Raw genomic sequence first — 11,970 nt, forward strand, 5'->3', positions numbered from 1 at the left:
TTATTTAAAATTAATAAAAAAAATGCAAAAATAAAGTCTATTGTCATTTTTTATCATCATTTGGTTTTTTTTTGTTGTTTTATCGTTGATAAAAAAGGCATTTATATTTTTTGATGATTTCCCCTTTCTTTTTTATCTTCTCATTTCCTTTTTTTGTCTTTGTTTCAATTTAGTTAATTTTGATTAATCTCTATTGCGAGTTGATAACCAAAAATCAACCAATATAACTTTAGGGAGATATCATGACCGGTAAGAATAAAATTACGCAGGCTATTTATTTAGCGCTGATTGCTGGAAGCAGCATTACTGCTGTGTCGTCGGCTTGGGCCGCGGATGATACAGATGAAACAACCTCCACAACCGATACCAAAAGCACAGAGCGCATTGAAGTGACTGGCTCGCGTATTAAGCGGGTTGATATGGAAACAACTTCTCCGGTCACAATTATTTCGGCGGCTGATATTCAGATGTCCGGTCAGACATCTGTGGGGGATGTGTTAAATAACGTTTCAGCCAATAGCTTTGGTAGTTGGAAAGGGAAGTCGGGGTATGGCTCTGGCTACTCAGCAACCAATAACGTTGACTTACGTGGTTTGGGGGCAACGCTGGTACTGCTTGATGGCCGTCGCCTTCCTAGTACTGGGGGCAGTGGTGGTACCGAGCAAGATGTTTCAGCTATTCCCTTGGCAATTGTTGATCGCATTGAAATTCTACGCGATGGCGCCTCTGCGATTTATGGTTCGGATGCGGTTGCTGGTGTTGTTAACATTATCACCAAGAAAAACCTGTCTGGTGTGAATGTTGCCTATACGGTGAGCTCTCCTAAAACCGAAGGCGGTTTACTGAAAAAGTATGAACTGTCAGCGGGCGCCACGGGCGAGAAAGGCAGCGTGGTTTTTGTGGCGCAGCATAGCGATCAAAACGAAACCACCGATACCGCCGTTACTGGTTATAACAACGGCCTGTCTAGCTACAGCCCTGTTGCTAATGCCTATGACACCGACGGTAACTCTTATTACAGTTCTGAACTTTGCGGGGAAGTCGCTAATACCATTGATACCGGCAGCCGCTGTGCCTACGCCTATTCCAATGTTACCTGGCTTTATCCACAAGTTACCCGTGATAGCGTGCTGACCAATGCTACCTATTACCTAACGGATGATATTACGTTTAAAGGCCAGGTTTTTGCTGGTAAAACAACTTCTTGGAGCCGTTACGCACCAACGCCGGTATCCACTAACACCATCACTATGGACGCCGATAACGTTAATAATCCCTATGGTGAAGACTTAACTATCTATTTGCGTACCTCAACTCTGGGTGTACGGGATTCCAAATACAGTGCGGACAACTTCCAATACGTGGGCTCTTTAGAAGGGACCCTGGATTATGGCAATGGTATCGATTGGGAAGTGGGTTACCAGCACAACGACCAATCTGAGCTGACGCACAACTATAACTTGATCAAAGACAGTGTCATCCAAGATGCAATTGACGATGGCACCTTGGATCTTTTCAATACCCAAGGGTTGTCTTACGACGACTGGTTGGACAGTGTAAATGAAGTCTATGACGAAGCAGCTCATACCGGCATTTGGGAAGCAGACCAAAAGCGCGACATTTTCGATGGCTCTTTAAGCAGCAATCTGTACAGCAATGATTCGGTGAATGTTAGCGGTATGTTTGGCGCTGAGTATGAGCACCTGACGTTCTGGCAAAAGTCTGATCCGGAATCGGCACTGGTTGAAATTTCTGGCGGCTCTGGCGGTGATGATATTGACGCCAAACGCGATCGCCAGTCGTATTTCACCGAAATTGTAGTGGACTTACCCTACCGCGTAGAGATTGATGCGGCGATCCGCTATGACGACTACAGCCTCAGCGGTTTGGTCAACGATGAACAAACCTCATCAGGTTTTGATGGTACTAGCCCCAAAATCGGTGTGATGTGGCATGCCACCGACAATCTGCTGCTGCGTGTTAACTGGGGTAAAGCCTTCCGAGCACCGAGTATGAGTGAGCTGTATGCCTCAAGCTCAATCAGTTTCGACTCTGGTTATGACACAACCTATTGTGCCAGCCATGATGACGCTGATTACTGTACTTCGTCTTACCAATTCAAAACTTATTACGCCAGTAATCAAGACTTGCAGCCGGAAAAATCCAACCAATATACCGCCGGTTTTGTTTGGAACATTACCGACGACTTGTCTTGGGAAACCACCTACTGGAACATCGATTACAAAAATAAAATAGACTCTTTGGATATCGATGAGATCTTGGCTGAAGAATATGCCAGTGGTGGCTCAGACCGCGTAGTTCGTGGCGATGATGGTAAAATCGAGTCTATTACCACCTCTTACGTGAACCTTTCTGAGTTCAAGTTAGACGGTATCGATATGTCCGTGCATTACTTGCTGCCGACTTCCGTCGGGGATTTTAAAATCGACTGGGAAGCAAGTTGGATTAACAGCTGGAAAAAAGCCGCTGATGCCAGCAGCTCCGGGGTTGAGTACGCGGGTGAAGTGGGCTATCCAGACCTTAAAAGCAGTTTGGGTGTGCAGTGGAGCCAAGGCGATTATGCTGCCGGGTTAACCTTCTACTACATCGGTAAACAAACTGACACCTTGTACGATGGTTATTACAACACCCAAGACCCCTACGTAAACACCAACCTGACTGCATCTTATAACACTAGCTGGAACGGTAAGGTGACTTTGGGTATTGCCAACTTGTTTGATGTCGACCCGGAAGTCTATTCCGATGACACCTGGCGTGGCATTAGTGACTCCTTGTACGATGTCTACGGCCGTACTTTGCAGTTACGTTATGAGCAATCCTTCTAATAGTCCTAAGAACCTGTATGAAAAAGGGCTGGCCAATGGGTCAGCCCTTTTTTTATGCCTGGGGTAGGGGAGCGATAGTCGCTTTCACCCTTTCATCGGCATAACAGCCCAGTACCTTTACAAACCGCGTGATGGCGCAGAGCGCTTGATAGGCTTGTTGCCATGCTTCGCTTTGGTCATTGGCCTGCACATCCATATAAAAAAGCTCTTCCCAAGGGTTACCGGGAATAGGGCGAGACTCCAGCTTGCTGATATTAAAGCCATGCTGCTGAAGTACTTGCAGGGCGCTAACCAAGGCGCCTGGAGTATTATGGGTGGCCATAATCAAGCTGGTTTTTGCAGGCAGTTGGCTCGGTACCGTCTGGGCATCGCGGCTGACAATGATAAAGCGGGTATGGTTTTCTTCCTGGTTTGCCAGATGGCGGTCTATTGCCACCAATCCATAAAGTGCGCCGCCACTTTCGGGGCCAATAGCAGCAATGGCTTCATCGCTTTGGGCCACTTTTGCCATGGCATGGGCGGTCGAGGCGCAGGCTTCCTGCTGGTAATGGGTTTTCGCCAAGTATTGCGAGCATTGCGTCAGTGCTTGCGGGTGCGAACACACTTTTTCAAGTTTATCCAGGCTAAGCCCCGGTTTTACCAACAAGTGGTGGTCAACTTTCAGGTACGTCTCGCCAATAATGTGCAGATGAGTGTGGCGCAATAAGTCATACACGTCGTTGATAGAGCCAGAAGAGGTGTTTTCTATTGGCAACAGTCCAAGTGGCGCCCGGCCATCTTCAACTGCCTTAATGATGTCACTAAAACTCTCGCACGACAGGCCCTGAAAACCACATTGGCGGCGGCTGGCATAGGCTTGCGCCGCAAGGTGGGAATAGGTACCGGGCTGGCCAAGATGGGCTAGGGTCAGTATGCCTTTGTCATCCCCTTGCTGCATCCAGGCTTGTTGCAGTAACACCGAGTCTTCAATGATGATGTGATAAAGGCGGGTGAGGTAAGCCGGGTCTAACCCCAAGGCTTGGCCTTTTTCCATCAGCTTTAACAGTAAACTGGCTTCTCTGGCAGGATCGCGCACCGCGCCTTGGTGTTCAGCCTTGTATTTTGCCACCGCCAGCGCAATTTGGCGGCGTTTAGCCAGGCTTTCCAACAAATGTTGGTCCAGGGCTTCGATGTCCTGGCGTAACTGATTTAGGTCCATTACTCCTCCGAATACGAAAAAGGCCTCCCGGTTGGGAGGCCTTAAGACGTTGCCGACAAAAATCTACGCAGCGCCTTGCCCCCTATGAGGAAGCAAAGAAGCGAAAGAAAAAGAAAGCTGCGAATGAAGTCATTTTGTCAGATTAAATTTGTCAAGTGGGAAGAGCATGCCTTTGTGTTGTTAGAATGGCAAGTTTTTTAAACACTTTTTGCTGCACATTTAGCGCAGCGCTGCTCGGCTGGATCTTTGACCAGCCGTTCCATTTCAATTTCACTTTCGCAATCAGAGCAGATCCCGTACAGCCCTAGCTCTAATTGACACAATGCGGCTTCCACTTTACTGAGCCTGTCGCAAAGGCCATAAAGTTGCCGGTCAGGATAGCTTGGCAAAAAAGACGAAATGCCGTCGGTACCCTGATTATTCAACAATTCCAGTAATGTCCCCGGTGCGCCGAGCTCGATAAGGCGAGCCCTGATTTGTACCAGCAACTGCAGCTGTTCTTGTGACAATAAATTGCCAAAGTCCGCCATGACAAGCCCTCCTGAGTGATGAATGCGTCAGTCTAGAGCGCTTAAGGTCGGCGTTTGCTGACCTGAATCAAGGGTTGATGCTCTCAAGCATTTGATTCTTGGTTTTTAGGGTTCTGACAGATTGAAACAACAGCTCTGCTTCAGGGTACTGCAAGCGCAAAAACTGTAACCACTGTTTAAGGCGGTTGGGGTAATACTGACCCTTGTCACCGGCAATTTCATACTCGGAATACCGTTTCAGCAGCGCCAGCACGTCGGCCCATGGCGCTTTTGCCGTTAAGCCTTTGATGGTGGCCGCCAACGATGGGTTGGCAAGGGCGCCGCGGCCGAGCATCAAATCCTGGCTGGTGCTAACCCGTTGGCAACGGCTGGCATCATCCGCCGTCCAAATCTCGCCATTGGCAATCACGTTAAAGCGCACTTGTTGGCGTATTGCGGCGATTTGCTCCCAGTAAGCGGGCGGGCGATAGCCGTCGCGTTTGGTGCGCGCATGCACAGCCAGCTCGGTGGCACCTGCCGCTTCAATGGCTCTGGCGTTATCGAGCATTAAACTGTTGTCGTCATACCCCAGGCGAATTTTGGCGGTCACCGGCAATGAAGAGGGCAGGGCCTTTCTGACTTCACTAACAATGGCATAAAGGGTTTCCGGTTCCTTTAACAGCACCGAGCCGCCTTTGTTTTTATTAACGGTTTTCGCCGGGCAGCCAAAGTTAAGGTCGACTCCCGGTGAACCCAATTCCACCGCTCTTCGGGCATTTTCAGCTAGCCACTGTGGGGATTGTCCCAACAGTTGAATGCGCACCGGCACCCCGCTTGGCGTTTTGGCGCCATCGGCCAGTTCTGGGCAAATTTTGTAAAAGCTGCGCGCTGGATAGAGCTGATCAACCACCCGCAAGAACTCTGTGACACATAGGTCAAAGCCGCCTTGGGCGGTCAATAGATCCCGCATCAGATGATCAACCACCCCTTCCATCGGGGCCAAAATTAGCCGCATAAGGCCAACCTTTGTGTAATTGGGGTGGCAAGTTTACGGGATCTGCATTTTATTGAAAGACGGATCTACCCAAACCGGTCTCGTTACTGAGACCTGCCGGCAGCGGTTACGCCGACCATGTCCTTACTTCCATTTAATGAGGAATATTCAGCATGAAAACACGTAACACTGTTGCAGCCGCATTAGGGGCCCTGGCTGTGGGGGCACTGGCCAGTGCCGGGGCGCAGGCATCACCTTTTGCCATGACCGAAATGCCGCAAGGTTATCAACTGCAAGGCGCCATGGAAGGTGCCTGCGGCGGCAAACCGAAAGAAGAGACAAAAGAGAAAGCCAAAGAGGCCAGCTGTGGCGAAGAGAAGGCCAAAATGGAGCACATGTCAGATAAAGCCAAAGACATGAGTGACGACAAGGCGCAGATGATGGAAAAGGAAAAAGCCAAAATGCAGGAAGCCAGTTGTGGCGAGAAGGATAAAGCCAAAAAAGAAGGTACCTGTGGCGGAGCCCACTAACGCAAAAAGGGCGGCCTTGGCCGCCCTAAGGTTTGGCTATGCATACCGCCATTGAGGGCGCCGGCCTTGGGCTTAGGCGCAGCTTTATCAACGACCTTGCCAACGGGCTGCCAGAGCCGGTGCGCTTTTTAGAAATTGCGCCGGAAAACTGGCTACATCTGGGGGGCAAATACCAGCGCCAACTCAGCGCCCTTAGCGAACAACACCCTTTTGTTTGCCACGGTTTATCGCTTTCCATTGGGGGCCCGGCACCACTGGACTGGTCTTTTCTAAAACGCATCAAAAGCTTTTTAGAGCAGCACAAGGTTGCCATTTATTCTGAACATTTGTCTTATTGTGCTGGCCACGGTCACCTCTATGACTTGATGCCAATACCCTTTACCGAAGAAGCCATTCATTATGTTGCCTCAAGGGTTCGGCAAGTGCAGGACTTCCTTGAGCGGCCTTTGGTGCTAGAAAACGTCTCTTATTACGCGGCGCCCGGTCAGCAAATGCCGGAAATTGACTTTATTAATGCGGTGCTTGCTGAGAGTGACTGCCAACTTCTGCTCGATGTTAACAACATCTTTGTTAACGCCTGCAACCACGGTTATGACGCTGCCGCTTTTTTGCGTGCTCTGCCCAGCCAGCGTATTGCCTACGGCCATATCGCTGGCCACAGTCAGCAGCAAGCCGATGTACTCATTGATACCCACGGCAGTGACGTTATCGAGCCGGTATGGGCGCTACAGCAGCTTGCCTATCGCCTGCACGGTATTTACCCCACCTTGCTGGAGCGGGACTTTAATATTCCTTCACTGACCGTACTTATAGGCGAAGTCAGTACTATCCACAGGCTGCAAAATGCAGTGGCGAAAGAGGTGGCCTGATGGCGCTATTTGAGCAGCAACAGCGCTTTATGGCGCACATCCGCGACCCGGCCCGCAACCCGCCGCCAGCGGATGTACCACCTCAGCGAATGGCGGTTTACCGTGAGCTTTTTTTTAACAACATTGAAGGCTTTCTCGCCTCGGCATTTCCGGTTTTAAAAAGCCTCTATCCGCAGCCGCTTTGGCTAAAACGGGTACGCCGTTTCTACGCTGACCATGACTGCCAATCCCCCTTATTTTTAGAGATAAGCGACGCTTTTTTAGATTACTTAGAGAGCCCGGCTTTTAGTGCTTTTGCCGAAGAGGCGCCCTTTATTCGTGAACTGGCCCACTACGAATGGCTGGAGCTTGCCTGTGACCGGGCGATTGAAAATGGCAAAGCGCTAAAGGTCATTACCGCTGACACGCCGCTTCGGTTTTCTAACGCTGCCGCTGTTGCGGCTTATCATTGGCCGGTGCAAGACATTAGCCGCCAATACCAACCCCAAGCACCACTAACAGAGCCATTGCTATTACTGGTGCACCGGGATGCGAGTGAAAAGGTGTGTTTTGCGCGGCTAAACCCGGCCTTGGCCAGCATATTGGCGCTGATTGAAGCCGGGCCCGGTATCACACCGGCCAAACTTGTGGGCGCACTGGCGCACTCCTTGGCACAACCACCAGAGCAGCTAATGGCGTATCTGCTTGATTCGTTGGCTGAGTTGGCAAAAAAAAAGGTGTTATTTGCTTGTTAAATTGAATGGCTGCTGGCCTTTCGTTACACTTTAACAGCCGTATGCAGGCCTGGAGCCTGTTTGATTTTTTGTAAATTTGGAGCGTCGATGGCGGTTCGATACCTCTATCTCACCATGGGTTGGTTGGCCATTGCCTTGGGCGTGCTGGGTGTTGCCTTGCCGGTGCTGCCAACAACCCCCTTCATATTGTTGGCGGCATGGTGTTTTGCCAAAGGCTCGCCCCGTTGCCACCAATGGCTACGCAACAACCGCTATTTTGGCCAGATGGTACAAGACTGGGAACGTCAAAAAGGCCTGCGCCGTCGTTATCGTCGCCGGGCGGTAGTTATGATGCTTATCACCTTTTCTATCTCCTTGATGATCGTGCCAAAAATCTGGCTGAAAGTGATGCTGGTGGCGATCATGGTGTCGGTATTGATTTACCTGTACCGGTTGCCTGTTATTGAGGATGAGCAGTGACTTTGCTGCGCTGTTGATTGCCAGACGCTGGAAAAGTCCTTACCCTTTTCACCTTTGGTCAACGCTGTTGCATAAGAAATGAGCATGAAACAAGAGAGTCTGGCGGTCATCAAAGACGCCATCAAAAGCATCCCCGACTACCCCAAGCCAGGGATCCTGTTCCGCGATGTCACCAGCTTGATGCTTGACCCCCGCGCTTTTGCGGAAACCATTACTATGCTGGCAGAGCACTATGAAAGCCGTGGCTTTAATAAAGTGGTGGGCGCCGAAGCCCGTGGCTTTATTTTTGGGGCGCCGCTGGCGCTGGCGCTGGGCGTGGGTTTTGTACCGGTACGTAAGCCCGGCAAGCTGCCCCGCCAGACCTTGAGCCAAACTTACGAGCTTGAGTACGGCCAAGACATGCTTGAAATTCACACCGATGCCATTGAACCCGGCGACAAAGTACTGCTGGTTGATGACCTTTTGGCCACCGGCGGCACCATCGAAGCCACCGCGAAATTGGTTCGTGAGCTGGGCGGTGAAGCCAAAGATGCGGCTTTTATCGTGTCGTTGCCTGAGCTTGGCGGCATTGAGCGCCTAGAAAAACAGGGCATTGAGATCTTCGACTTAGTGCAATTCGACGGCCACTGATCGCAAATCGAGCGGCTGGGGGTTAATCCGCTGCCAGCCGCTCCTTTTGCTGTGGTAGCATGGTTCCATTAACGCCGATAACGACGATTGCATGGCATATCAGGTACTGGCCCGTAAGTGGCGACCCCAGAACTTTTCTGCCCTGGTTGGGCAGGAACACGTAGTCAGGGCACTGAACAATGCCCTTGCGCATAATCGCCTGCACCATGCCTACCTTTTCACCGGCACCCGTGGCGTGGGTAAAACCACCCTGGCGCGGATCTTTGCCAAAAGCCTGAACTGCGAAACCGGCATTACCCCCACGCCTTGCGGCAAATGCAGTACCTGTTTGGAAATTGAACGGGGCAATTTTGTTGACCTTATCGAAGTGGATGCTGCTTCTCGCACCAAGGTTGAAGACACCCGCGAAATTCTTGATAACGTGCAATACCGGCCCAGCCGTGGCCGCTTTAAGGTTTATCTGATTGACGAAGTGCACATGCTGTCGCGCCACTCGTTTAATGCCTTGCTGAAAACCTTAGAAGAGCCGCCCGAGCACGTTAAATTCCTGCTAGCGACTACCGATCCGCAAAAGCTACCGGTCACTATTTTATCGCGCTGCCTGCAATTTAATTTAAAAAGCCTGAGCCCGGAGCTGATATCCGGCCACTTGGCTTATGTACTGGGCGAAGAGCAACTGAGCTTTGACGAAGCCGCACTGAAACTGCTGGCCAAGGCCGCTAATGGCTCCATGCGAGATGCGCTTAGCCTCACCGACCAAGCCATTGCTCACGGCGACGGCAAGGTACTGTTAGACAACGTGCAGTCGATGCTGGGCACGCTCGACAATCACCATGCCCAGCAGTTGATGCATCAGGTGGTAACAGCGGATGCCGCCGGTTTACTGGCCGCCATTGAACAAGTGGCAATGATGTCGCCAGATTACCAGGCGCTACTGGGCGATATTCTGACGCTGCTGCACCAAGCCGCTATTGCCCAGCAGTTGCCTGGCTCTCAGGAACCGGCAGCTGAGCAGTTGGCACTGCAGTTAAGTGCGCAGCAACTGCAGCTTTTCTATCAAATGGTGCTGCACGGCCGCCGCGACCTGCCGTATTGCCCCGATCCGCGTATGGCGCTGGAAATGACGCTATTGCGGATGCTCGCTTTTGATATTGATAATTCAGGCCAAATGCCCGCTAAACCGGCGGCGCGGCCGCTAGCGAAAACCGAAGCTAGCGCGTCGGCTGCGGTTAGTTCAGCGGCCAGTGCCGCGCCACCAGCAAAGCCTGAACTTTCTCAAGCGGCGCCACCGAGGCCTGCCATGACAGCGCCGCCAGTGGCAAGCCAGGCCGACCTTGACGCCCAGCAAGCGCATTTGCTGGACATGGCCCAGGCCCAGGGTTTTAACCCTAATGCCGCAAACCCTGCTGAACCTTCGTTGCCCGCGCCGGCCGAAGTTGCGCCTGCGGCCACGCCGCCATCTCGCCCGGCCAACCCCACCAGCGCCTTGCTCGCTGCCAGACAAGCCGTAAAGGCAAAGCAGCAAGAGCAGGAGGAGACGGACCCAAAAAAGCCTGAGGCCCAGGTGCGGGCCCAACCCCAGCCTGCACAACCAAAACCTCAGCATGCCACCACGCAGGAACAACCCCCGCAGTCAGACGAGGCGCCGCCTTGGCTCGATAACGATGATGACGAGCCAGCGCCGCAAGCGCTAGATGCCGCTTGGGCCGAGCAGCAGTTTATTGAACCGGCCGCTGAGGCCGCGCCTGCAGCCGAAACACCAGCAGCGGCTCCAGCGCCGCCCGCCAAGCACACTGGCGAGCCGTATCCTGGTGTTATGCTGGCGCTCAATGAAGCCCGCGAAGATGACCGCTTTTGGTTTGAGTGCTGCGAGCGATTAGATATCGGCGGTTTTGTGCGGCAACTGGCACTTAATTCCGTGCTCAGTCAAACTGACGGCAACTGGACCTTATTGCTTGACCCGGCGCAGCGGCACCTGGAGCGAAATCTCCCTGACTTGCTGCAAGCGCTGATGCAACAGGGTATCTTCTCGGGCAATCTGGTGGTGCAGGTGCAAGCCGCGCCCAAGGGGCGAGAAAACCCGTTGGCAATCGCCAATCGAATTACACAGGCCTGCCAGGCGTATGCCGAGCAGGTGCTAAACCAAGATCCTAGGGTAAACGCCTTTGTTTCCCTGTTTGATGCAGAACTGGTGGCGGATTCAATTCGCCCAATCATGTGAGGAAAGACAATGTTTGGTAAAGGCGGAATGGGCAACATCATGAAGCAAGCCCAGCAAATGCAAGAGAAAATGCAGAAAGCTCAGGCTGAAATAGCCACCCTGGAAGTGACCGGTGAAGCCGGCGCTGGCCTGGTGAAAGTGGTGATGCTGGGTAATCACAATGTTCGCCGCGTTGAAATCGACCCGAGCCTGATGGAAGACGACAAAGACATGCTCGAAGACTTGATTGCTGCGGCGACCAACGACGCAGTACGCCGCGTGGAAGAAGAATCCAAAGCGCGGATGTCAGCGGTGACCGGCGGTATGAAACTGCCTGGCGGCATGCAGTTCCCGTTCTAAGCAATGGAATTTAGCCCGCTGCTGCGTGAGCTTATTCAGGCTCTGCGTTGTCTGCCCGGTGTTGGCGGCAAATCGGCTACCCGTATGGCCTTTCATCTTCTGGAAAGGGACCGTGAAGGTGGCCTGAAGTTGGCTGGCGCCTTGCAAGCTGCCATGGAAGGTATTCAGCATTGTAGCGATTGCCGCACCTTTACCGAAGAGAACAAATGCGGCATTTGCGCCAATCCACGGCGGTTGGAATCTGGGCAACTGTGTGTGGTGGAAACCCCTGGCGATGTGATGGCGATTGAGCAAACCGGGCTTTTTTCCGGGCGCTATTTTGTGCTGATGGGACACCTTTCCCCATTGGATGGCATAGGCCCGGCAGAGCTGGAGCTTGATAAGCTGGATGCCTTGTTAAAGCGTGAAGCCTGGAACGAAGTCATTCTTGCCACCAACCCCACCGTCGAAGGTGATGCTACCGCGCATTACGTGGCGCAGATGGCGCGCCAACAGCAAATTAAGGTCAGCCGCATTGCCCACGGGGTGCCGGTGGGTGGCGACCTGGAATTTGTTGATGGCACGACGCTTTCGCATTCCTTTAGTGGCCGCCAACCGCTGTAAGTCACTGGTAACTGATGAAAAACCCCACAATGGTGGGG

Annotated in this window: 12 protein-coding genes; 9 read left to right on the forward strand and 3 right to left on the reverse strand. The window is 52.2% G+C overall.

Annotated features, from left to right (window positions below; all coding sequences use genetic code 11):
* The first annotated feature begins 242 nt into the window (after positions 1–242).
* Positions 243–2,846: a TonB-dependent receptor gene (locus tag DW350_RS06215; protein ID WP_115718042.1), complete on the forward strand. Its 2,604-nt coding sequence runs from the start codon at positions 243–245 to the stop codon at positions 2,844–2,846.
* A gap of 52 nt (positions 2,847–2,898) precedes the next feature.
* Here DW350_RS06215 and pheA read toward each other — a convergent pair whose 3' ends face one another.
* The 3 genes from pheA to DW350_RS06230 form a co-directional block, all read right to left on the reverse strand.
* The gene (pheA, locus tag DW350_RS06220; protein ID WP_115718043.1) at positions 2,899–4,044 is read right to left on the reverse strand and encodes a prephenate dehydratase; all 1,146 of its coding nucleotides are present in this window, start codon (positions 4,042–4,044) and stop codon (positions 2,899–2,901) included.
* 197 nt (positions 4,045–4,241) lie between these two features.
* Positions 4,242–4,574 carry a TraR/DksA family transcriptional regulator gene (locus DW350_RS06225; RefSeq protein WP_115718044.1) on the reverse strand — a complete coding sequence of 111 codons (333 nt, stop codon included), beginning with the start codon at positions 4,572–4,574 and terminating at the stop codon, positions 4,242–4,244.
* A 67-nt stretch (positions 4,575–4,641) separates the two neighbouring features.
* A complete protein-coding gene (locus DW350_RS06230; protein WP_115718045.1) occupies positions 4,642–5,568 on the reverse strand; it encodes a tRNA-dihydrouridine synthase in 927 nt (308 codons plus the stop codon).
* 152 nt (positions 5,569–5,720) lie between these two features.
* Between DW350_RS06230 and DW350_RS06235 the strand changes: the two genes are divergently transcribed.
* From DW350_RS06235 to recR, 8 genes are all read left to right on the forward strand, one after another.
* The gene (locus DW350_RS06235) at positions 5,721–6,077 is read left to right on the forward strand and encodes a hypothetical protein (protein ID WP_115718046.1); all 357 of its coding nucleotides are present in this window, start codon (positions 5,721–5,723) and stop codon (positions 6,075–6,077) included.
* A gap of 38 nt (positions 6,078–6,115) precedes the next feature.
* A complete protein-coding gene (locus DW350_RS06240) occupies positions 6,116–6,946 on the forward strand; it encodes an HvfB family MNIO-type RiPP peptide maturase (protein ID WP_115718047.1) in 831 nt (276 codons plus the stop codon).
* Positions 6,946–7,680 carry an HvfC family RiPP maturation protein gene (locus DW350_RS06245; protein WP_115718048.1) on the forward strand — a complete coding sequence of 245 codons (735 nt, stop codon included), beginning with the start codon at positions 6,946–6,948 and terminating at the stop codon, positions 7,678–7,680. Before DW350_RS06240 ends, DW350_RS06245 begins: the two co-directional genes overlap by 1 nt.
* 87 nt (positions 7,681–7,767) lie before the next feature.
* Complete coding sequence (locus DW350_RS06250) at positions 7,768–8,139, forward strand: YbaN family protein (RefSeq protein WP_115718049.1); 372 nt, start codon at positions 7,768–7,770, stop codon at positions 8,137–8,139.
* A 78-nt stretch (positions 8,140–8,217) separates the two neighbouring features.
* Entirely contained in the window at positions 8,218–8,769 is a 552-nt protein-coding gene (apt, locus tag DW350_RS06255; protein WP_115718050.1) for an adenine phosphoribosyltransferase, read from the forward strand.
* Positions 8,770–8,860: 91 nt separating this feature from the next.
* Entirely contained in the window at positions 8,861–10,990 is a 2,130-nt protein-coding gene (gene dnaX / locus DW350_RS06260; protein ID WP_115718051.1) for a DNA polymerase III subunit gamma/tau, read from the forward strand.
* 9 nt (positions 10,991–10,999) lie between these two features.
* A complete protein-coding gene (locus tag DW350_RS06265) occupies positions 11,000–11,329 on the forward strand; it encodes a YbaB/EbfC family nucleoid-associated protein (RefSeq protein WP_115718052.1) in 330 nt (109 codons plus the stop codon).
* Positions 11,330–11,332: 3 nt separating this feature from the next.
* Positions 11,333–11,932: a recombination mediator RecR gene (gene recR, locus DW350_RS06270; RefSeq protein ID WP_115718053.1), complete on the forward strand. Its 600-nt coding sequence runs from the start codon at positions 11,333–11,335 to the stop codon at positions 11,930–11,932.
* The last annotated feature ends 38 nt before the right edge of the window (positions 11,933–11,970 follow it).

This window comes from Gallaecimonas mangrovi (assembly GCF_003367375.1).
Lineage (GTDB): Bacteria > Pseudomonadota > Gammaproteobacteria > Enterobacterales > Gallaecimonadaceae > Gallaecimonas > Gallaecimonas mangrovi.